The sequence below is a fragment of the Streptomyces zaomyceticus genome (assembly GCF_014656215.1).
GTDB lineage: Bacteria > Actinomycetota > Actinomycetes > Streptomycetales > Streptomycetaceae > Streptomyces > Streptomyces zaomyceticus.
In genome coordinates, this window is sequence record NZ_BNBZ01000020.1 from 92,979 (window position 1) to 114,508 (window position 21,530).

Genomic DNA, 21,530 nt, shown 5'->3' on the forward strand with positions numbered 1-21,530 from the left:
GGGCCGATACTGGAAGCGATGGAGTGGTTCACCGCACCCGACCACTGGCTGAGCCGGATCGTCTTCCAGCGGGGCCTCGCCGGGCTGTACTGCGTGGCGTTCCTTTCGGCGGCCCTTCAGTTCCGGGCGCTGATCGGGGAACGCGGCATGCTCCCCGTACCGGAGTACGTGCGCAGAACGGGACCCCGGCACACCCCCTCGCTCTTCCACTGGCGCTACTCCGACCGGCTCTTCGCGACCGTCGCGTGGTCCGGCGCGACGCTCGCCCTCGCGCTCGTGGCGGGTGCGGGGGACGCGGTGCCGCTGCCCGTCTCGATGCTGATGTGGCTGCTGCTGTGGGCGATGTACCTGTCGATCGTGAACGTGGGCCAGACCTGGTACTCCTTCGGCTGGGAGTCGCTGCTCCTGGAGACCGGCTTCCTGGCGGTCTTCCTCGGCAACGACGACACGGGTCCGCCCGTCCTGGTGCTCTTCCTGCTGCGCTGGCTGCTCTTCCGGGTCGAGTTCGGCGCGGGCCTCATCAAGATCCGCGGCGACCCCTGCTGGCGGAATCTGACCTGCCTCTACCACCACCACGAGACCCAGCCGATGCCCGGCCCGCTGAGCTGGTTCTTCCACCACCTGCCGCGCCCGCTGCACCGGGTGGAGGTGGCGGCCAACCACGTCGTCCAGCTGCTCGTGCCGTTCCTGCTGTTCACCCCGCAGCCGGTGGCCACGATCGCCGCCGGGCTGATGATCGCGACCCAGCTGTGGCTGGTGCTCTCCGGCAACTTCGCCTGGCTGAACTGGATCACCATCGTGCTCGCCCTCTCCGTGGTGGACGCCTCCGCCGTCACCGGCGAGCACCCCCGGCCGGACCCGCCGCTCTGGTACGTGGTCGTGGTCGTCGCCGTGACCGCCTTCGTCCTCGTACGGAGCTACCGCCCGGTGCGCAACCTGCTCTCCCCGAACCAGGCGATGAACCGCTCGTACGACCCGTTCCACCTGGTCAACACGTACGGAGCGTTCGGCACGGTCGGCCGGATCAGGGACGAGATCGTCGTCGAGGGCACCGACGAGCCCGTACCGCACGCGGGGACGGTGTGGCGCGAGTACGGCTTCAAGGGCAAGCCCGGTGATCCGCGCCGGCTCCCCCGGCAGTTCGCGCCGTACCATCTGCGGCTCGACTGGCTGATGTGGTTCGCGGCGCTCAGCCCGGGGTACGCGCGCGACTGGTTCGGCCCGTTCGTGGAGCGCCTGCTCGACAACGACCGGGACACCCTGCGGCTGCTCGCCCACAACCCCTTCCCCGAGGCTCCGCCGACCTTCGTCCGGGCCCGGCTGTACCGCTACCGCTACACGACCTGGCGGGAGCTCCGCGCGACCGGGGCCTGGTGGCACCGGACGCTCGTACGGGAGTATCTGCCGCCGATCCGGCTGAGGGAACCGACGGACGGGCGACGGGCGGACGGGTGACCGGCGGGCAGACGGACAGGCGGACAGGCGGACAGGCGGACAGGCGACGGTGAGCGAGGCCGGAGACGCCCCGGAACGCACCGGTGCCCCCGGCCGTGGAAGGCCGGGGGCACCGGTGAAGCTAGGGCTCAGTCGATGCCCGGCAGGATGTGGGGCTCGGCGAGGTCGTCCTCGTAGCCCGCGAGCCGGATCGGGGCCGCATGGGCCCAGACTTCGAGGCTCCCCAGCTCGCCGTTCCTGCGCGGCCGCTCTTTGGGTTCGGCTGGCCGCGGTTCCTGCTTCGTCAGTTCGGGTGTCACCGCGCACTCCTTCGTGTCACGTACCTGTAGGACAAGTGCCGGTCGGTCGCGGTGGCGCCGTTCGTCGGGCGGGACCGCGGCCTTGGTGGAAGGCCTGTCCCTGGTAGGCCGTGAGGACGGTGTGTCTCCTCGGTGGCCGACCGTGAACATCAGAGTAACCAAATGAGCGCGTCCGCGCTCTACCGGGCTCGGAAGTGTGACGCGTTCGGGTGAATCGAACCGAAAGAGCGCCCCACCGGGCCGGTGGGGCGCTCTTGTCAGGACTGCCGAAACCGCTTTTCACCCCATGGGGCGTGATTTCTACCAGTTCGCCTGGGAGTAGTCCTTCAGGAAGCAGCCGTAGAGGTCCTCGCCGTGCTCGCCGCGCACGATCGGGTCGTAGACGCGGGCCGCGCCGTCGACCAGGTCGAGCGGGGCGTGGAAGCCGGCCTCGGCGAGGCGCAGCTTGTCGAAGTGCGGACGCTCGTCGGTGATCCAGCCGGTGTCGACGGAGGTCATGAGGATGCCGTCGGTCTTGAACATCTCCTCACCGCTGGTCCGCGTCACCATGTTCATCGCGGCCTTGGCGGCGTTGGTGTTCGGGTGCCCCGCACCCTTGTAACCACGGCTGAAGACGCCTTCCATCGCGGAGACGTTCACGACGTACGAACGCCCGCTGTCGGCCTTCCTCGCGGCCTCGGCCATCACCGGCCGCAGCTTGCTGATGAGGATGAACGGCGCCGTGTAGTTGCACAGCTGGGTCTCGAGCAGCTCCACCGGGGAGATCTGCTCGATGCTCTGCACCCACGTGTTGGAGTCGACGACGTCCGGCACCAGGCCGCCCGCGTCGATGGCGGTCCCGTCGATGTGCTTGGCGATGGTGGCGTTGCCGGCGACGAGCGCGAGGTCGGCGACCTGCTGGGCCTCCAGGTTTTGCACACCGGCGGGCAGCTCGGACGATCCGACGAGCTCGCCGACGGCGCCGGAGTTGAAGGCACCGATGACATGGTGGGCGGGAAGCTCACCGGCCGGCAGCGGCGCGCTCTCGCCGTCGACCAGCGCGGCGTACGCGGACGGCAGCCGGCGCACGGTCTGCGTCGCGTTGTTGATGAGGATGTCGAGCGGCCCCGCCTCGGTCATCTGGTCGGCGAGGGCCACGGCCTGGGCCGGGTCGCGCAGGTCGATGCCGACGACCTCCAGGCGGTGCATCCAGTCCGCGGAGTCGTCCATGGCCTTGAAGCGGCGGATGGCGTCCTTGGGGAAGCGGGTGGTGATGGTGGTGTGGGCACCGTCGCGCAGCAGCCGCAGCGCGATGTACATGCCGATCTTGGCCCGGCCGCCGGTGAGCAGGGCGCGCTTGCCCGTGAGGTCGGCGCGGGCCTCGCGCTTGGACCGGTTCTCGGCGGCGCACTTCTGGCAGAGCTGGTGGTAGAAGTAGTCGACCTCGACGAACCGCGTCTTGCAGACGTAGCAGGAGCGCGGACGCTGGAGTATCCCGGCGATCCTGCCCTCCTCCGTGACGGAGGAGGGCAGGATGCCCTCGGTCTCGTCGTCGATGCGCTGCGCGGAGCCGGTGGCCGTGGCCTCGGTGACCGCCTTGTCGTTGGCGGTCTTCGACGCCCGGCGCTCCTGGCGGCGGCGCTGCTTCACCGTCCGGTAGATCCCGGCCGTGGCGCGCCGGACGAGGATCGCGTCCGGGTGGTCGACGTCCAGCGTGTCGAGCTCGTCGAGGACGGCGAGACAGACGGCCAGGCGCTCGGGGTCGACGCCCGGCCCGTAGTCCTGGGTTTCTTCGGTCACCGTCATGGCCTTCGGGGTCCTCGTTCGCTCGTACGTCGCCGTTCGCCGGCTGTCGCCGTTCATGGGCTCTCGAGAGTGCAACTTTACGGAGCCGGGGGCCGCGCCTCCAAACCCGTTCGGGGGGCGTGGTCGAAGACACAGTCTCCGCAGAGCCCTCCGCCGGGGCAGCGGTAGTAGAGACAGCAGCTCGCCCGGCGCAGCCGGGGGCCGCGGACCGTGCCCGCGAGGTCGGGGTGGTCGAGGAGGCCCGCCACCAGTGCGGCGGCCCGCTCGGCCGCCCCGGGGCGGCCGTGGGCGTGCGCCCAGCGGGTCAGCTCGCGCAGCGCCCCCGCGAGGGCGGAGCCCGCGTTGCCCCAGAGCAGGCGCGGGGAGATGTGGCCGTCGCGGCGCAGGGCCGCGTGGAGCGGCACGAGATGGGCCTCCTGGACGGCCGCGCGGAGCGCGTCCACCGTCCCGGGGCGGGTCTCGGAGCCCGCCCACCACAGGTCGTCGGGGGAGGTGAGCGCCCCGTCCCAGTGCAGATCCGAAGGGTCGAGGGCGGGGAAGCGGCCGTGGAGCGCGGCCGGCCCGAGGGCGGTCGACCAGAGCCGGGCCGCGAGCCCGAGGTGGGCGACGGAGGCGCCGACGCGCCGCTCGGGGGCGCCGAGCCGGGCGGCGACCCGGTCCACCCGGGCGTGGAGGGGGCCGTCCTCCCCCGCGTACAGGCGCGCGAGCGGGCGGTGTGCCCCGCCTGTCTCCGGCGCGGTGGTGCGCAGGGCGAAGAATCCGCCCACCGATCCGCTCTCGACAAGATCCACCCGACGTTCCCCCTGGTTCCGTGCCGAAGTTTTCCGACCACCGTAGCGGCCCCGGACAGCTCCCCGATCTGCTACCTAAAGGCCGCTTTGCACCCGTTCCGACCTGCGATGGCGTACACCTGAAGGCGTAGACGGGGCCCACGTACTGCGACCGGCGTACCCACGAAGACGTCCCCTGGTACGACGACGCGATCGGCCGGGAAGAGAGATCGTGGAAGGTATGAGTCCCCTCCTGCTGTCCGTCATCCTGGCCCTGGTCTCGGCGGTCGCCTACGCGGCCGCGGCGATCGTGCAGGAGCGGGTCGCGGCCTCCGCCACCGGTCCGCGCTACGCGCCGCTGCGCAGCCCCGCCTGGTGGGGGTCCGTCCTGCTCAACGGCGTCGGCGCGACCCTGCACGTCGCGGCCCTCGCGTACGGACCGCTCAGCCTGGTCCAGCCGCTGGGTGCCCTCACGATCGTGTTCGCGCTGCCCATGGCGGCCCTGTTCGTCGGCCGCAGGGCCGGATCGCGGGCCTGGCGCGGCGCCCTGATGGCCACGGTGGGCCTGGCGGGGCTGCTCAGCCTCACCAGCGGCGCCGAGACGCGGTCCCTGACCGACGGCGACCGCTGGCTCCTCGCGGGCTGCACCTTCGCCGTGGTGGCCGCCCTGTTCACCGCCGCGCACCTGATCGGCAGGTCCGTGCTGCGCAGCGTCGTCCTCGCCGCCGCGGCCGGTGTCGCCTTCGGGATCGCCTCCGTCTTCACGAAGGCGGTGGCCGAGGAGTGGACGCCCGACGCGCCGCTCGCCGAGTGGACGGGGCTGCTCGTGCTCTCGGCCCTCGCCGTGACGGGCCTGCTGCTGTCGCAGGCCTCGTACCGGGGCGCGGGCCTGGCCGCCCCGCTGGCCACCGTCACGGTGGTCAACCCGGTGGTCGCCGCCGCCGTGGGACTGACCCTGTTCGGCGAGAGCTTCCGCTACGGGACGGCGGGCACCGTCGCCGCCCTGATCTGCGGCGCGGTCGCCGCGGGCGGCCTGGTCCAGCTCACGCTCGACCGGATGACGGTCCCGGCGCCGTCGCCCGCGGCGTCGGACGCTCCGCGCGAGCCGCGGTCCGGGCGCGGGCCGACGGGGTCAGATGGTGACGCCCCGCGCCCTGAGATAGGCCAGGGGGTCGATGTCGGAGCCGTACCCGGGACCCGTCCTTACCTCGAAGTGGAGGTGCGGTCCCGAGCTGTTGCCGGTCGACCCTGAGCGTCCGATGCGCTGACCGGCGGTGACGCGCTGGCCCTCGCGGACGGAGAGCGCGGAGAGGTGCGCGTACTGGCTGTAGCGGCCGTCGTCGTGGCGGAGCACGATCTGGTAGCCGTACGCACCGCCCCATCCGGCGGAGACGATCCGTCCGCCGGCCACGGCCTTGACCGAGGTGCCGGTGGGCACGGGGAAGTCGACACCGGTGTGGTAGCCGCTGGACCAGGAGGAACCGGGCTTGCCGTAGCGGGTGCCGATGCCCGCGGAGACGGGCGCGGAGTAGCGGTCCTCGTCCACGACGGCCGGGCGGGGCTTGGTGGTCGGCCGGGGAGCGGGCTTCGTCCTGGGCTTGGCCGTCGGCTTCGGGGCGGGCTTGACGGTGGGCCCGGCCACGGGCTTGGTCGTCGATCCGGCCCCGGGCCTGCCGGTCGGCTTCGCGACGGGCCTGGTGGTCGGTCCGGTGCTCGGCCCGGCCCCGGGCTGCCGGGACGGCTTCGTCACCGGGTGCGCGGCGGGCCGGGTCCGGGGCACGGTGGCCCGGACCGAGGGCTTCGCCGGAGGCGTCGTGGCCGAGGGGGCCTTCGTCGGGGGCGTCGTGGGAGGCGTGGCCGCCGGCCGGGTCGCCCTCGCGGGCTCCGTCGCCTTCGTCCCCTCCGCCTTCTTCGCCTCGTCCGGCTTCTTCGGCGCGGTGATCCGCAAGGTCAGGCGCTGGCCGGGGTGGATGAGGTCGGGGTCGTCGCCGACGACGGACTTGTTGCTGTCGTACAGCCGCTTCCAGCCGCCCTGGACCCGCTCGTCGCGGGCGATCGTCGACAGGGAGTCGCCGGGCGTCACCGTGTACATCTCACGGACGGTGGGCACGGCGGTGGGACCGACGTTCCTGGCCGGCTGCTCGGGTAAGGCACGCTGCCCGGGCAGGGACGCGGTCCTCGGCGCGTTCCCGCCACCGGACGCCGTTCCTCGGGGCGTGATGTCCGGCGCGTCCCCGCCACGGGCGAGACCCGCGCGGGAGCCGCAGGACGGCCAGGCGCCGGGCCCCTGGCCCTTCAGGACGCGCTCGGCGATCGCGATCTGCTGGTCCTTGGAGGCGAGGTCGGCGCGCGGCGCGTAGTGCGTCCCGCCGTACTGCTCCCAGGTGGACTGGCTGAACTGGAGTCCGCCGAAATAGCCGTTGCCCGTGTTGATGTGCCAGTTGGAGGTCGACTCGCAGGCGGCGACCTTCTCCCAGACATCGAGCGAGGCGGCCTGTACGGCGCCCGCGCCGATCAGCGGCAGCGCCATTCCGGCGCTTCCCGCGGTGACGGTGAGCGAGGCACGGTTGATCCGGCTCGGCTGGTGGCGGCGGTGACGTCCGCGTACGGCCATGGGCCCCCCTTGAACACAGCAGCAGCCGTCCAAGTTAGGGGTGGCGCACGCTCCGTGACAAGGGATACGCGAAAGCTCAACCCGCTTCCGTCACCTCTGCGTTGACGCCACGCGGCGACCGGCGGGGCCCGGCTGGGGCTGAGGCTCCGGTTCCGGCACCGGTCCGCCGGGCTGTGGCGCCGGGCTCGGATCGGGGTCGGGCGGGACCGGCACCGGGTTCGGCGGAGGTACGGGCGGAGGGGTGGGCACCGGCGGCGGAATGGGCGAGGGGGGCAGCGGGTCGGGGTACGGGTGGGTCATGACGGGACCTCTCGGTCGACGGGTTCGTCCCTCACCAGGGTCGCCCGGCGGGCCCGGCCGCGCCTGCCGGATCCCGTCCTTCGGGTCGGTCCCGCGCTCCCGCCGACCGGGTCCGCGCCGCGGCCACGGCCGCGGCGGCCGCGGCGAGCCCGGGACGAGGGCCGGCCAGGACGGGCCGCCGGGTCGACATCCGCCCGACGGCGTCCGCCATGGACTCCTGGGCGAGCACCACGACACTGCCGTCCGTCTCGGGCGCGCCGTCCACCGCCGCCGCCACGGCGTCGAGGTAGCCGTCCCGGTCCCCCGCCTCGAACAGCTCCCAGGCCCCCTCCATCACGGCGGTGCCGATGAACGAGGTGCCCGGCCCCGACTCCTCGGCGATGAGCGCGACGGTGGGCTCCACGGTGGAGCGCAGGGCCGCGACCACGATGATGCGGTCGTACCGGGCGGCCTCGGCGGCGATCGCCCGGTCCACCCGCAGCACGGGCACGCCGAGCCCGGCCGCCTGGCGCTCGGCGACCCCGCCGATCGTGGAACAGGTGCAGAGCACGGCGTCGGCACCGTCGGCGACGGCCCGGGCGAGCACGGCGGCGACCGACGCCGTGACGGCCCCGGGTCCCGCCTCCCGGGCGCGCACCAGCAGCTTCTCGTCGACGAGGTGGCGCAGGACGAGCCCCGGGTGGTACCGGTCGCGCAGCCCGTCGAAGACGGGCACGTGGACCGGCGAGGTGTGCAGCAGCGCCAGGGTGCCCGTCGTGCTCACCACAGTTCCGGGGTGGCCTTGAGCTGGAGCTTCGCCGAACGGACCAGCTCGGACGGGGCGACCGGGGCCTCGTCCGGGTGGCGCTCGGCCCACGCGGCGGCGTACGGGCAGAGCGGCACGACGGGGACGCCCTCGGCGGCGGCCATCGCGTAGAACTCGCGTACGAGCGCCCCGGCGACACCCTTCCCCTCGTGACCGTCCTCGACGACGGTGTGCACCGCGACCAGGGCGTGCGGCTCGGCGTCCAGGGCGAAGTAGACGACGACACCGACGTAGGTGTCGCCCTCGAACGCCTCGAGACGCCCACCGGCCCGGTCGTCACGCATCGTCGGCTCTGCCATGCGGCGGCCCTCCCTGGGCTCGGACGGCGCGGTCACATCGTTCGACCGGGGTCGCTCGGCTCGAACCACCCGACTCGGTCGTTCAGACCCCCGCGGCCACGGACTCAGCGGCCGGCGCGGGCACGGCGTGCGGGGCGCGCACCGTGTCACTCCCGGGGACGGGCGCGGACGCGTCGGTCCCCAGTTCCACCATGCGGTTGTCGGCGTCGACGTGCACGACGCGCGGCACGAACGACCGGGCCTCGGCGTCCTCGACCTGCGCGTAGCTGATGAGGATCACGAGGTCCCCGGGGTGCACCAGATGGGCGGCGGCGCCGTTGATCCCGATGACGCCGGAACCGCGCTCACCCTCGATGACATAGGTCTCGAGACGGGCCCCGTTGTCGATGTCGACGATGTGCACCAGCTCACCGGGCAGGAGGTCCGCCGCCTCCATCAGGTCGGCGTCGACGGTGACGGAACCGACGTAGTGCAGGTCGGCCTGGGTCACGGTCGCCCGGTGGATCTTGGACTTGAATATCGTTCGAAGCATTGAGGTACTCCTGGACATAGGCTCCCTGCCTGCGTTTTTGCAGGTCAAGGGCTGTTTCGCCACCCTACAACGAGTCGCATGTTCGGGCAGCATTCCCCAGGTTTTTCAGGACTCATGCTGACCACTTGCTGACTTTCCTGACGCATCGTCAGGCGCTGCTCAGGAGCTTCGCCTACTCTCCCTGCCCCACCGCGACGACCCCACAAGCCTACGCAGCACGCACTCAAGAGCCCTCGTGACCACCGTCACTCCGACGATGCCGCAGCGATCCCGCGCGCCACGTGCACGTAGGCCCATCACCACAGGAACCCCCGAAGCGGCGCGGCCGCCTACCAATGAATCTCGGCTCGGCAAAACCGACGGTCCCCGTGACCATGGCCGTGGTCCGCCCGGTGCTGTTGGTAATGGCATTGGGCGGCCACCGAGAACTCTTGAATTCGGCCAGAGCAGAGCGCGACCCGGCACTGCGATCAGCCTCAGACCAGCTCGAGGAGCCGTCATACTCATGGAACCGCAGCTGCACCCCTCCGATAACGGCCGACCGCGCAGGCGCCAGCCCGTCGAGCCCGTCCTTATGGACACCTCCGAGGTCGCCGCGATGCTGAGCATGTCCACGAGCTGGGTCTACAGGGAAGCCTCAAAACTGGGCCTGAAGGGGTACAAGCTCGGGCGGGGCAAGAATGCCAAGGTGCTATACAAGAGGGCCGAGGTCTTCAGGTGGCTGGAACAACAGAAAATCCACTAAAGGACCATTGCAGCAGCTGCCGGGAACAGCTTCCTTAAACGGACGTACCAGCGACAGAAAGGCACCGTCAGAGGCTGGATTTCATGGCTTCGATGCACGCGGCGCGCGCGGCGGCGGAGCGATCTCGGGGGTACGCCTGCCCCAGGTTCATACCGTCGTCATTCTGGATCGGTGGCTGCATCCATGCTTCGCTCATGTGCATGCCGGCCTCGGAACGAGCTGCCGACACCAGGGCCGCGTAAGGCTCGGCGACCGCGGATGCCTCGATCTGGAGCCAGGAGTGATGAAAGGCCATGCGGGCGAGGAGAGAACTGACCTGGTCGGTGAGTTCTCTGCGGGCATCGGCCGAGTCGGGTCGTCGTCGTATCCGGTAGGGCATCTCCAGATACTCCTCCACGGCGGTCAGCGCTTCGGCAAAAGTCCTGGCCCTGCGCTCCCGGCGAGCCGCACGCTGGTTGAGGGCATACGTGGCGTAGACGCCCAGCAGTGCGACGACGGGCACGATCAGGGCGGTCGTCTGAACCCATGACCAGCCGCTCGTCTGCGCCGCGGTCGAGAGGAACTGCTCCTGGACCAATCGCGATCCTCCGGAAGGCCGTGCGGTGCGTCCTCGACGATCCACTCACCGCCGTAATGCCCGCCCGTACAGCGCCAGTAGTGTTCGAGGAAGAGGTGTCTCTCAACGATCCCAAGAAGATCGAGAAGTCCCTTCTCGCTGGTCCACCGGCGCTCCTCGGGATCGTACGGGTACCAGAGGCACAGCGCATCGTCCGTGGCGTAGCGATGTTTGGACGCGGCGCCCGGTTTGGCGTGGACCCGTGGAAAGTCCTGGGGCCACTGCCCGTACGTGTCGTACCAGGGATCGGCGTAGAAGCTGACCGTGACCAGGACAGGATCCGTTTCGCCGACGACGTCGAGGCCGGAGAGGTGATAGGTCAGCCGCCCGTCTCCGTAACGGTGCGCCAGGTCGGAGCCGAAGCGGAGCTTGGCATCCCTTTCGAGCGGGGCCCACCACACCGGCTCACCCCCGTACCAGCGGCCCATCTCAAGGAGCCCATGCTCGGGTGGGCGTTGCCCCGTAGGTCAAGCCGGGACCAGCTGCCGCTGCGGCACTGAAAGATGAGCGGATCCTATCCTGCTCCTCGTCGGTGGCGTCCACGTCCGGGACGATCTCCGGCAGGACACGGCTGAGCGCTCGTTGCGCGCTGAGTGGCCTGCCCTCGGCCTCGTGCTCCTGCGCGAGTTTCAGGTAGTCCCGTGCCGTACGCAGGCGGCGACGCACATCTCCTCGCAGCATGTTGAGCGGGATCGGTCCTGCGACATGGGCCGGATCGTCCGTGGGACCATCCTTGAGTGCCTCGTCCGCATGCGTGAAGAAGACTTCGAGGGCGTCGATCAGCGGCATCGGTTCCTTGATGCACTCAAGGGCGAGCGCTTTGATGTTCCAGGAACAGAGCGGCTTGCTGTGCGTTTCATTCCAGTGCTTGAGCAGCCGAACAGCGCGGGCGAACACACGGTCGGTGTCCTCCAACGCCTTCAGCACCAGCTTCGTATGCGTGAGAGGATCCGCGCGGTCCCACCGATCGGGGATCTCCATGTTGGGGATGTACAACCCCACACCCGAGGGGTGCGGAATCGCGGTCATCACGTCCGCCGTGAAGTCCGGCTGACCGGGCGTCACGGGGTCGCCAAACCTGACGAGTACGGCGCGGCGCTGACCTTCGATCTTCACGGTGAGGTCGGGGAACTCCTCCCCCAACTCACCTCTGATCGCCTGCCTCGTACGCTCCATCAGCGGCAGAGCGTTTCTTCCCCCTGGCCCATAGCCCTTGGCATCCTCCGCAGAGAGCTTCGCTCCGAGGTCGACGTCGGTCAGAGGGGTGTTCGCGTCACCGTGCGCAACGCTGCCGTTGAAGTAGATCGTGCTGCCCGGGAAGGCACGACGCATGGCGCCGGCCAGGAGCCGTCTTCGGCGTCTGGCTTCGTCGAGCTCCTCGTCGGTCACTTGGATGGCGTGACGGGCGTCTTCGAGGAGTTTCCCCAAAGTCTGCTGGTTCACCGTTAGTTCCTCCTTCTCGCACCGTTATCACCTGTTCCAGAGCGCCTGAACCTTCATGAGGCATATGACTTTGGTGACTCCAGGCAAACGGTCCATCACTTGCCCTCCTCCACAGTCCGTCGCACGGAGGAGGCGGTCCGTCACTCCCTCATGGAGATGGGCAACGCGGCCGACCGGCTCCGGTCGAAGGCGACATGCAGCGAGTCGAGCGGGGAACCGTCCCCGTACACGATCCAAGGCACCGATAGAGGCTGCTGCGTCGCTGAAGGGAAGCGGGCCGGGGACGGTCGCCTACATCGCCGGCAAGACGAAGAGCTGCCAGGCCCCGAATGGCCTTGCGGAGGAAGGGGCGTCCGGGGAGCTCGATAGCTCCGGTAGGGCGAAGCCGTGACCAGACGGGGGCACGTGAAGGGCGAGACGAGGACTCCTCCAACAGCTAGGAGTCCGCTTGCGGTAGCAGGTCTCCGACGGGTAGGACAGCGCGCTGGCTGCCGAAGACCCAAGCATCGACGGTCTCGGGAAGCCGAGACAAGACGCCCCATGCCTCCCTGACTCCGAGCTAGACATGCCTGAGCAGCGGAAATCAAGCGATACAACATCGATGAGGTCGATCCTGACGGATCACGTTTCGCCGGACGAAACACGACGATGTGGCCTTTGTCGGCCAGGTCGGCGAATACCTCACCTGACCCAGCGGAACACATGGAGAGCCGGATGCTCGACCAACGGGCACGTCCGGTTCGGCGGGCGGGGACGGGAAAACCGACACGGGAAACAGCGTCGCGATCGATGGCCACGCAGAGACGGGGGTCGGTGAAGGCCTTGGTCCAGCCGGTGAACGACTCGTTGGAGGTCAGGATCTCCGCCCCTGTGGGGGCTGAGTTTCCTATCAGTCTCCCTCGGGGCGCAGCCCTCTGTGAGGCACAATCCTGCGTCATGGATCAAGGGGATGCAGCCGTATGGGCTGCTGGCATCGGAGTTGTCGGGGCCTTGTCCGGGGCACTCGGCGGGTATCTAGCGGGACGGGCACAGGGCAAGGCCACCGTCGAGGGGGTGAAGCTGCAGCTCTTCGGCCAGCGGGAAGAACGTCTGAGGCTGGAGAAGCAGCAGTCCTACTTGGAGACGGTGCGTCTCTTTGAGCAGGCCATCAGTGACACGTACCACGCAATCCTGCTCTACGAGATTCCTGACCAGCAGGCTGCCGTGTTGGCTCCCTTGGGCTATGGGACAAGGGACGAGGCTCTGCGGCAGATGAACTCGACCCTGAAGGCATGCCGCGTACAGGAGCGGCATTACGCGCTCTACGCGTCACGAGACGAGAACAACTTGCTTGGCGCTCTGACGCTCGATGCCATGTCCGAGGCTCAGAGCCGTTTCAATGATTGGCTTGCTGCTGTGACAGGTAGTAGCCCAAATGACGAGGTGAGGACGCTTCGTCGTGCGCTTGGGGCTGCGCTTGGCAGGTTCCGTGGCGAGTTGACCGAATTTGAGAACCAGGCACATCAGTTGTTGTCGATGCCCCCGGATGGTGATCAGGCGGACTAACTGATCATTTCAGAATGAGGTGAGCTGCGGGTCTTGCACTTGCCAATCTTGGTCGGCAGGGTGTCCGAGTGCGTGCTGATCTCGTTCTTGACGACCTGTGGGAGCGGGTGGCCCCGCTGCTGCCACCCGCTCCCGAACGGCGCCGGTGGCATCCCGGGCGGCTGCGCGTTCCCGACCGGGCGGCTCTCGCGGGCATCATGTACGTCCTGCGGACCGGCGTTGCCTGGCGCGACGTCCCGGCCGAGACCGTGGGCTGCTCCGGAGTCACGGCCTGGCGTCGGCTGTGGGACTGGACCGAGGCCGGCGTCTGGCCCCGCCTGCACGCCGCCCTGCTGACCGAACTTCGCCGCGCCGACCTGCTGGACCTGGACGACTGCTCCGTGGACGGATCGCACGTCCGGGCCCTCAAAGGGGGGATCACGTCGGCCCCTCGCCCGTCGATCGCGCCCGCCCCGGTTCCAAGCACCACCTGATCGTCGACCGCCACGGAACCCCTCTGGCCGTCACCCTCACCGGCGGCAACCGGCACGACGTCACCCAGCTCCTGCCGCTACTCGACGCCATCCCGTCGATCCGGGGTCGGCGGGGACGTCCACGCCGCAAGCCCCGACGCCTGTACGCGGACCGGGGCTACGACTTCGACATGTACCGCCGCCTGCTATGGAAGCGCGGCATCAAGCCGCTGATCGCCCGACGCGGCGTCGCTCACGGCTCCGGACTGGGCAAGGTTCGCTGGGTCGTCGAGCGCACCTTCGTCTGGCTGCACCAGTTGAAACGGCTCCGCATCCGCACGAGCGACGCGCCGACCTCCACCAGGGCCTGCTCGAACTGGCCTACAGCTTTATATGCCTCCGCCGCCTCCGAACCTCATTCTGAAACGATCAGTAAGCAACCAGCTCATCCCAGTCACGATAGCGCCGGATATCCAGGCACCGCTCACGGATTGCTGCAAACTCGCTACTTGCCGCGCGCCATGTCGTCCTGGAGGGAGAGGTGCCGGTCGAGATCCGTCACAGCCTTCTCGACCTTTTGCTCGAAGGGCTCCAAGGCGTCTTCGATGGCGGCGTACTCATGGACGAGCTGGTGTTTGTCGTCGATCGACTCCAGTTCGGACACCAGATGCCGCCACCGCTCCATGTCCGCCTTGGAGTACGGGTACCTTCGCCCGCGAACCTGCTCGAGGGTTGTCGTCGCCGTGAGATTCGCCTGCACCAGACGCAGAGCATCTCCGCGTACGAGGTGCGGGACGCCGAGGTTGTCCTCGATGAACACGAGTCCGTCCCTCACCTGATCCAGCCGAGCATGCAGGTACTGGACGAGAGCACTGCGCACCTGTGGCAGGTCGAGTCCCACTTCGCGACGCAGCTGGGCAGCAATCCTCTGTGGGAGGTCCTGGCTCACGAGCCCCAATAGGCCATCGTCCGCCGCGTACCTCTTGAGCTCAGGACCGAGCGCCGAGGCAGAGCCGTATGCCATGTAGAGCTGTCGGTATGCGTCCAGCGCAGTGCAGGCGGAATCGAAGTAGATCAAAGTGGCGGGCTTGATGACTTCGGGCCTCAGCTTGTCACGGTGGTACATCTCGTTGCGGTACTTGTGCAGCTTCTCCAGCACGGGGCCCAGCGCAGCGTCCAGGACTCCACGCCCCACAAGGAAAGCCACCTTGGCGTCGAAGTTGCGATCAATCTTGTTCAGATCGGACTTGGAAATGATCTTGGCCTCAATGGCCTCAACCTCGGCGACCGCCTCCGCATGCCCATGGTCCGCCATTCCCTTGTACGTAGGCAGCAGGCCAGTAAGCATCTCCTGGTCCCAAAGCTCGGACTGCACTGTCCGGTGCAGGATCAGTTCCGTCACACTGTCGAGAAGTATGAACGCCAGCCGGAGGTGGGGCACGCGTCCTTTCTCGATCAAGCCCTTGGCTTCTTCGAGCTGCACGACGATCAACTCCAACTGTTCCATGCAACCCATCCCGACACGCAGCCCGGTCACCTTGCACCACATCATCCCTGACCAGTGGTGCGGGCGGCACGCGACTTTCGTGGACAGCGCGAGGAACAAGCCCGCAACCTCAGAGGACCATCCGCCCTCTGGGGGTGGCCGCTGAAAGTCTCACTGCCTCCGGCAAACCAAACCAAGACCTTTCGTCAGGCGCGGCCTGGCTCACGGAATACACCAAGCCTGGCCCCGATTGCTCTTCTTGCAGAGATCACTGGGAGGGGTGCTGGTGGCGGAGCTTATGTTGTTCCGGCGCGACGCGGACGGGCGGGATGTCGAGCTGTCCGGTTCGACGGTGGCGCTGGAGGTGGAGCTGCAGCGGCGGGTCGAGGCCGGTCTTGAGCAGATGCTCGGTATCCGGTTCGTGGCGTCGGAGTACGCGACCGGTCCGTGGCACCGGGGGCGGATCGACACGCTGGGGCTGGATGAGAACGGCAGCCCGGTGGTGATCGAGTTCAAGCGGGGTTCCGACAGCGGGGTGCTGTCGCAGGCCGTCTCGTATCTGTCCTGGCTGCGTTCGGCGCAGCACGAGTTCGAGGCGCTGGTCCGGAAGGTGCTGGGTGCGGAGGCGGCCGAGTCGATCGACTGGCGGCGTCCGCGGATGGTCTGCATCGCGGCCGGCTTCTCCCACCATGACCGTGTGGCCGTGCAGTGGCTGCCCGAGCGGATCGACCTGGTGCGCTACCGGGTCTTCGAGGGCGGCCTGCTGAGCCTGCTGCTCGTCGACTCCTCGCCCGGCTCAGCGAGCGCTGCTTCGTCTCGGCGGAGCCGGGAGCGGGACGGGGTGGTCGGTAGCGCGCCGAAGGCACCGGTGGTTCCTGCGCCGGGGGTTGGCCTCGTGCCGGAGTCCTTGCGGGACCTGTACGCGGAGCTCGACGAGGCGCTCACGGCGTGGGGCGAGGTGGAGGTGGCGTCGCTGCGGCACTACATCGCCTACCGGCGGCTGGTGAACGTGGCATCGGTGATCTTCCGTCCGAAGCACGAGGCAATCCTGGTCTATCTCAGACTCGACCCGGAAACGGTCGCACTGGAGGAGGGCTTCACCCGGGACATGCGGGGCATCGGGCACCTGGGTACCGGGGACCTGGAGGTACGTCTCGCCTCGGCAGCGGACCTGGAGAAGGCGGCGCCGCTGATCCGGCGGGCGTTCGAGGCGGCGTGACGCAACGAGAAGGGCGGCTGGTGCATCGGATTCTCGATGCTCCAGCCGCCCTTCGGCGTCTGCGGCCCGCCGGCCCCGGGCTCTCTCCGCTCTCGTGATCACGCCTCCGGTCCGGCCAAGTCGAAGTCGCCCTTGGTCAGCTCGGCGCGGAGTCGCTGCTCGGCCACGTCGGCGTAGTGCGAGGACAGCTCGACGCCCACGAAGCGACGTCCTTCGCGAAGGGCCGCGACGCCCGTGGAGCCGCTGCCGGTGAACGGGTCAAGGACGGTGCCGTCTTCGGGGCAGATCTGCACGAGCTGCTGCATGATCTCGACGGGCTTCTGGGTGATGTGGACCCGATCCTTGCGGGGCTGGGAGGCGATGTAGTGGCCGGGCAGGTAGAGGTCGCGGGTGTTGTCGAGGGATCCCTTGACGCCCCAGACGATGAACTCGGAGTCCTGCTTCGGCCCGCCCTTGCGGGGCCGGCTGGCGGGCTTGATCCACGGGATGGTGCCGCTCCAGGTCCACCCGGCCATCTGCAGGGCGTCGGTCGTGGTCGGTTCCTGGCGCCAGTCGGTGAAGACCATGGCCACCGCGTGCTCGGTCGAGGCCCGGTACGCCTCGGTGAGCAGTTCGGTCAGCCAGGAGCGGTAGGAGCGCTGGTCGCGGTTCTCGCCGGGGAAGTTGGCGAGGTTGTGGGCGCTGTTACTGGTGACGTACTTGGCGCGCGCGGTCCGTCCGGTGCGTTCCGAGCTCGTACGGCCGCCGGAGTTGTACGGCGGGTCGGTGATCACGGCGTTCACGCTCTCGTCCGGAAGGGACTTCAGCACGGTCAGGGCGTCGCCTCGGTGCAGCGTGTAGCTCATGGGAAGGGCCTCTCTCAGGGCATGGCAGGGCTGGGACCGCTCCAGGCAGCGCTCAACGGCGTTCTTCCGGGGCGGGGTTGTGCTGGAGGTTAGCGGCGATCTCCGGCCGTACCCAACGAGACGGGCCGTGCTGCTGGCCGGGGTCCGGGAGTCGTTTGGTGCGGCCGGAATGCCGGTCTACTGTCTCGCCGTGTCACCGGACAGGAGCCTCGCTCCACCCCGCTGACCTGCGCTTTCCGTGCTTTCTCGTTCAGTCGAGCGGTATCGGAGGCACGTTGTCCTCTTCCTTCCCGCACGCCGTCAGGAGCCTCGGTGCACTGCCAGAGATTACGAGCGCGGCTGGCTGCCGCGCGTGACCTGAAACCGGCGTCCGGGAGCTACCAACTCCTCTGACCCGGGCCCGCCCGAGCGGGCGGATGCACATCGGCGCGGTGCCGGCGGCTTTGCACGAGAAGTCGGCACCGCGCCTCCTACGAACACCGAGGAGCCGCTGCGATGCAGCATGCCCTGATACATCCGCACCCCGACCCGACGCCGTCACCCGGCCGGCACCGCCGCCTCGGTGAACGGCGGCGGCGATGAAGAAGACCACCAAGGGCGTCGTCGGTCTCTGCGCAACCGCTACGCTGCTGCTGGCCGTTCCGATTCTCGCCATTGGGGCCGGGGCCGCCTCGGCCACCTGCTCGACCGGCGGGGCACAGGATGTGGATACCGCCGCCGTCGCCGCCCAGGTGAAGGCCATCCTGGACGGCGGCGACAAGGGCTCGGTCTCCGTGCCGGGTCTGGACGACCCGGCCGAGCAGGTGTCCAACGCCAAGACGATCCAGGCCACCGGCGTCGCGATGAACATCCCGGCCCGCGGGCAGGTCGTGGCCCTGGCGACCGCCCTGCAGGAGAGCGGCCTTCGGAACCTGACCTACGGCGACCGGGACTCGCTGGGCCTCTTCCAGCAGCGGCCGTCGATGGGCTGGGGCACGGCGAACGAGATCCTCGACCCGGTGCACGCCTCGACCAAGTTCTACGAGGGGCTGCGGACGGTCTCGGGCTGGCAATCCCTGTCGATCACCCAGGCCGCCCAGGCCGTGCAGCAGTCGGGCTTCCCGGAGGCGTACGCCAAGTGGGAGCCGCTTGCTACCGCTCTGCAGGAGGCCATCGAGCCCCTGCTGCCGAAGGCAAGCGGCGCGTCTCCGGACTCGTCGCCGTCCGGCTCGGCCGGCGCCAGCAGTCCTCCGCCCAGTGTCGCGGGCGGCTGTTCGGCGGACGGGGGCGGGACCGACTTCGGCACCATCCCGCCCGGCGCGCTGCCAGCCGACTACAAGATCCCCGCCAACGCTCCGCGAGAGGTCCAGACGGCGATCCGGTGGGCGCTCGGCCAGCTCGGCACGCCGTACCAGTGGGGCGGGACCTGCACCGACTCTCACGGCGAGGACGCCATGGGCCGGTGCGACTGCTCCTCCCTGATGCAGCAGGCGTACAAGGCCGCCGGGGTCACCCTGACGCGGACGACGTACACGCAGGTCAAGGAGGGCAAGGCGGTATCGGTCGACGCCCTCCGGCCGGGTGACCTGCTCTTCACCGAGGGGACGGCCGCCGTGCCCGAGCACGTCGGGATGGCCATCGGGCAGGGCATGATCGTGCACGCCCCGCGCACCAGCGACGTGGTCCGCATCACGACCCTCGCCTCCTGGAAACCGCGGATTCTCGCGGCCCGCCGAGTCGTCTGACCGGCGCTTCCTCCCCTCTCCCTCTTTCTTCACACGGCCGCTTCGCCCCAGCGGGGCTCTGACGTACGCGTAATCGAACTGGAGTTCTTCATGTATCTCGCCAACCAGGTCATTCAGCTCGCCTACGACCCCGGGATCAAGCCGAACGAGGGCGGCTTGCCGGGTCTGTCCGTCCTCAAGCAGGTGATGGGCTCCATCAACCTCTTCGGTCTCATCGCCGTGGTCGGCGCCCTCGCCGTCAGCGCGGGCGTGTGGGCCTGGGGCCACCACTCCGGCGGCCACCAGGCGGAGGCCAACGGCAAGAAGGGCGTGCTGGTGAGCGCCGGCGCGGCCCTTCTGCTCGGTGCGGCAAACGGCGTGGTGGCCTTCTTCAGCACGCTGGGGACGCAGGTCCACTGATGGCTCAGCACTCCACACACCCCGGCGGCGCATCTCGCGTGCGCCGCCGGGCGCTGCTCGGCACCGTCGTCCTGGTGGTACTCGTCGCCCTCGCCGGCCTGGCCGCGTACCTCACCCGCGACGGCAGGGGCCCATCCGAAACCCCTGCTCCACCGCCGAGTTCACCCTCGGTCTCCTCTTCGGCCCCTTCGGCATCCGGGTCGTCCACCCCGCACACCCGTCTCCGTGCCCTTCCGGTCCCGCCGAAGACCCATGACCCGATCGCGTACGGGAAGGCAGCCGCGGCAGCGCTGTGGTCCTACGACACCCGTGCGTACTCGCAGCCCGAGCTGCGGAAGGCTCTGCGCGGGTGGCTGACCACGGAGGCGAAGTACGCCGATCCGGCCTCGGTCGACAAGGTCGTCCCCTCGGCGGTGCTGTGGAAGGAGATGGCCGCCAACGGCCAGTTCGCCACGGCCAAGGTGTACGAGGGCCACTTCCCGAACACGTTCACCCGGGCCCTTCAGGAAGACCCGGGGGCGATCACCCAGGCGTACGTCTACGCCGTCACGGTCTCCGGCAAACAGGCGATCGCCTGGAAGGGCTCGCCCGCCGGCGGCGCGGAGAGCCGTGCCACCACCCTCGCGGTCCAGTGCTGGCCCGACATTCCCTGCGCCCTGGTCGGCGTCATGCCGTCCGTCGCGCCCTGATCCCCGTTCAGGAAAGGAGGTATCGCCATGGGAGTCTGCGACTTCCCACTGATGGACAAGGTGTGCGGAGCCGTCGACTTCGCCACCAACCCCGCCGGAACCGTCACCGACGGCATCGGCGCGTGGATCGCGAAGTCGATGGGCGAACTGGCGGCCAGCGCCGCCGATCTCGCCGCGAAGGCCGTCAACGAGACGACCGCGATCGACCTCAACGCCGGATGGTTCCGGGACAACTACGAGCTCCTGCTGCCCATCGGGCTCGCCCTGACCGTCGGCATCTTCTGCATCCAGCTCATGACCGCGGCCTGGCGACGCGACGAACGCGCCCTTGCTCAGGCCGCTTTCGGCACCATGACCGGCGTCCTCTTCAGCTTCTCCGCCATCGCCTTCACCACCGTCGCCATCACCGTGGTCGACGCCCTCTCCGACGGACTGTTCCATGCAGCCAACACCTCCGTCGACGACGCGATCCGGCGCGTGGTGAAGGTCAACGAGTTGGGTGCGATGTACGGCCTCGGCTGGGGCGTCCCAGCCCTGGTCGCCCTCGGGTGCGCGATCGGCGCCTTCCTGTACTGGGGCGTCATGGTCGCCCGCAAGGTCGGCGTCCTGATCATGGTCTCGCTCGCCGTGTTCGCCGGAGCCGGCGGTGGCTGGGAGGTCGCCAAGCGGTGGCGGCGCGGCTGGATCGAGGCCACCGCCACCCTGGTCGTCTCCAAGCTCCTGATGACGGTGGTCTTCCTGATCGGCGTCTCCGCCGTGGGCAAGAGCGACGCGAGCGACGGGATGGCCGCCCTGTCCGACGCGATGGCGGGCATCGTCGTGATGGTCCTCGTGCTGCTCTGCCCGTACGCGACGTACAAGTTCGTGCACTGGGCCAGCGACGGCGGCGGCCACGACGACCTGCACCGCACGGGCGTCGCCGGCATGGCGGTCGCCGCCGGGGCGGCGAAGACCGCGGCCACCCTGGCGATGCAGGCCGGCACCGGCTCTCCCGCTCCCCAGGGGCCGAACAAGGTCCCCGGCGCGGGCGCCGATGGCGTCGCCTCCGGCATCAATCCCGCCGGCGGCAACCTCAGCAAGGAGGGCATCGACGCCGGGCCGCCCAAGCAGCAGACCCGCTTCCGGTACGGCGAGGACCCGAACGCGACCGGTGACAAGGGCCGGGCCCTGATCCAGCGGCCCGGGATCCCCCCGCTGATCACGCGTCCCGGCGCGGACGAAGCGGAAGGGTCCGAGGGGGTCGCCCACGGCGTCACCGGCAGTTCCGATCATCTCGTCGGCGCGTCGGGACCGGGCGGCAGCATGACCTCCCTGCCGCCTGCCGGCCCCGCGACCGCACCGCCGCCCCCTGCCGGACTGTCGGCCACCGGTTCTCCGACGCCGACGAACTGGGTGTTCCCCAACCAGCCGCCGTCGGGTTCCTGACCCATCACCCCCGGGGCGGGCTGTACACCACGGCCCGCCCCACCCTGACCGACCAGCAGAGGAGTCCCCCATGACCTCCAGAA

At 69.4% G+C, this 21,530-nt stretch carries 20 protein-coding genes and 1 pseudogene; 10 read left to right on the top strand and 11 right to left on the bottom strand.

Annotated features, from left to right (window positions below; genetic code table 11):
- Positions 1–18 precede the first annotated feature (18 nt).
- Positions 19–1,455, top strand: coding sequence for a lipase maturation factor family protein (locus tag IE311_RS24410; protein WP_189833933.1), 1,437 nt, complete (start codon positions 19–21; stop codon positions 1,453–1,455).
- Between the two features lie 128 nt (positions 1,456–1,583).
- Here the strand turns inward: IE311_RS24410 and IE311_RS24415 are convergent, their stop codons facing one another.
- The 3 genes from IE311_RS24415 to IE311_RS24425 all read right to left on the bottom strand — a co-directional run bounded on the left by IE311_RS24415 (position 1,584) and on the right by IE311_RS24425 (position 4,330).
- The gene (locus IE311_RS24415; RefSeq protein WP_189833934.1) at positions 1,584–1,754 is read right to left on the bottom strand and encodes a hypothetical protein; all 171 of its coding nucleotides are present in this window, start codon (positions 1,752–1,754) and stop codon (positions 1,584–1,586) included.
- Between the two features lie 300 nt (positions 1,755–2,054).
- Complete coding sequence (locus IE311_RS24420; RefSeq protein ID WP_189833935.1) at positions 2,055–3,539, bottom strand: SDR family NAD(P)-dependent oxidoreductase; 1,485 nt, start codon at positions 3,537–3,539, stop codon at positions 2,055–2,057.
- Positions 3,540–3,616: 77 nt separating this feature from the next.
- Complete coding sequence (locus tag IE311_RS24425; protein ID WP_189833936.1) at positions 3,617–4,330, bottom strand: (2Fe-2S)-binding protein; 714 nt, start codon at positions 4,328–4,330, stop codon at positions 3,617–3,619.
- A gap of 220 nt (positions 4,331–4,550) precedes the next feature.
- Between IE311_RS24425 and IE311_RS24430 the strand changes: the two genes are divergently transcribed.
- Complete coding sequence (locus tag IE311_RS24430; RefSeq protein ID WP_189833937.1) at positions 4,551–5,561, top strand: DMT family transporter; 1,011 nt, start codon at positions 4,551–4,553, stop codon at positions 5,559–5,561.
- Here the strand turns inward: IE311_RS24430 and IE311_RS24435 are convergent.
- The 4 genes from IE311_RS24435 to panD form a co-directional block, all read right to left on the bottom strand.
- Positions 5,442–6,923, bottom strand: coding sequence for a transglycosylase family protein (locus IE311_RS24435; RefSeq protein ID WP_189833938.1), 1,482 nt, complete (start codon positions 6,921–6,923; stop codon positions 5,442–5,444). The genes IE311_RS24430 and IE311_RS24435 overlap by 120 nt on opposite strands.
- Before the next feature lie 331 nt (positions 6,924–7,254).
- The gene (locus IE311_RS24440; protein WP_229902124.1) at positions 7,255–7,986 is read right to left on the bottom strand and encodes a hypothetical protein; all 732 of its coding nucleotides are present in this window, start codon (positions 7,984–7,986) and stop codon (positions 7,255–7,257) included.
- On the bottom strand, positions 7,983–8,327 hold the full coding sequence (locus IE311_RS24445) for a GNAT family N-acetyltransferase (protein WP_189833939.1): 345 nt from the start codon (positions 8,325–8,327) through the stop codon (positions 7,983–7,985). Before IE311_RS24445 ends, IE311_RS24440 begins: the two co-directional genes overlap by 4 nt.
- An 82-nt stretch (positions 8,328–8,409) precedes the next feature.
- The gene (gene panD / locus IE311_RS24450) at positions 8,410–8,859 is read right to left on the bottom strand and encodes an aspartate 1-decarboxylase (RefSeq protein ID WP_189833940.1); all 450 of its coding nucleotides are present in this window, start codon (positions 8,857–8,859) and stop codon (positions 8,410–8,412) included.
- 505 nt (positions 8,860–9,364) lie between these two features.
- Between panD and IE311_RS24455 the strand changes: the two genes are divergently transcribed.
- Entirely contained in the window at positions 9,365–9,604 is a 240-nt protein-coding gene (locus tag IE311_RS24455; RefSeq protein WP_189833941.1) for a helix-turn-helix domain-containing protein, read from the top strand.
- A gap of 67 nt (positions 9,605–9,671) precedes the next feature.
- Here IE311_RS24455 and IE311_RS24460 read toward each other — a convergent pair whose 3' ends face one another.
- A complete protein-coding gene (locus IE311_RS24460; RefSeq protein ID WP_189833942.1) occupies positions 9,672–10,181 on the bottom strand; it encodes a hypothetical protein in 510 nt (169 codons plus the stop codon).
- Between the two features lie 468 nt (positions 10,182–10,649).
- Positions 10,650–11,663 carry a nucleotidyltransferase gene (locus tag IE311_RS24465; RefSeq protein WP_189833943.1) on the bottom strand — a complete coding sequence of 338 codons (1,014 nt, stop codon included), beginning with the start codon at positions 11,661–11,663 and terminating at the stop codon, positions 10,650–10,652.
- 1,053 nt (positions 11,664–12,716) lie between these two features.
- Between IE311_RS24465 and IE311_RS24470 the strand changes: the two genes are divergently transcribed.
- Positions 12,717–13,208 (top strand): hypothetical protein, encoded by a 492-nt coding sequence (locus IE311_RS24470; protein WP_189833944.1) that lies wholly within the window; start codon positions 12,717–12,719, stop codon positions 13,206–13,208.
- A gap of 68 nt (positions 13,209–13,276) precedes the next feature.
- Positions 13,277–14,084: pseudogene (locus IE311_RS24475) on the top strand (IS5 family transposase).
- An 81-nt stretch (positions 14,085–14,165) separates the two neighbouring features.
- On the opposite strand, the gene IE311_RS24480 reads toward IE311_RS24475, so the two are convergent.
- On the bottom strand, positions 14,166–15,167 hold the full coding sequence (locus tag IE311_RS24480; protein WP_189833945.1) for a hypothetical protein: 1,002 nt from the start codon (positions 15,165–15,167) through the stop codon (positions 14,166–14,168).
- A 265-nt stretch (positions 15,168–15,432) separates the two neighbouring features.
- On the opposite strand from IE311_RS24480, the gene IE311_RS24485 reads away from it, so the two are divergent.
- Positions 15,433–16,365: a DUF5655 domain-containing protein gene (locus IE311_RS24485; protein WP_189833985.1), complete on the top strand. Its 933-nt coding sequence runs from the start codon at positions 15,433–15,435 to the stop codon at positions 16,363–16,365.
- Between the two features lie 98 nt (positions 16,366–16,463).
- Here IE311_RS24485 and IE311_RS24490 read toward each other — a convergent pair whose 3' ends face one another.
- The gene (locus IE311_RS24490) at positions 16,464–17,210 is read right to left on the bottom strand and encodes a DNA-methyltransferase (protein WP_189833946.1); all 747 of its coding nucleotides are present in this window, start codon (positions 17,208–17,210) and stop codon (positions 16,464–16,466) included.
- A gap of 578 nt (positions 17,211–17,788) precedes the next feature.
- On the opposite strand from IE311_RS24490, the gene IE311_RS24495 reads away from it, so the two are divergent.
- The 4 genes from IE311_RS24495 (at position 17,789) to IE311_RS24510 (ending at position 21,447) form a co-directional block, all read left to right on the top strand.
- Positions 17,789–18,934, top strand: coding sequence for a C40 family peptidase (locus IE311_RS24495; RefSeq protein WP_189833947.1), 1,146 nt, complete (start codon positions 17,789–17,791; stop codon positions 18,932–18,934).
- Positions 18,935–19,024: 90 nt separating this feature from the next.
- A complete protein-coding gene (locus IE311_RS24500; RefSeq protein ID WP_189833948.1) occupies positions 19,025–19,333 on the top strand; it encodes a DUF6112 family protein in 309 nt (102 codons plus the stop codon).
- Complete coding sequence (locus IE311_RS24505; protein WP_189833949.1) at positions 19,333–20,022, top strand: hypothetical protein; 690 nt, start codon at positions 19,333–19,335, stop codon at positions 20,020–20,022. The genes IE311_RS24500 and IE311_RS24505 overlap by 1 nt, the downstream gene beginning before the upstream one ends.
- Positions 20,023–20,049: 27 nt before the next feature.
- The gene (locus IE311_RS24510) at positions 20,050–21,447 is read left to right on the top strand and encodes an SCO6881 family protein (RefSeq protein WP_189833950.1); all 1,398 of its coding nucleotides are present in this window, start codon (positions 20,050–20,052) and stop codon (positions 21,445–21,447) included.
- Positions 21,448–21,530 lie beyond the last annotated feature (83 nt).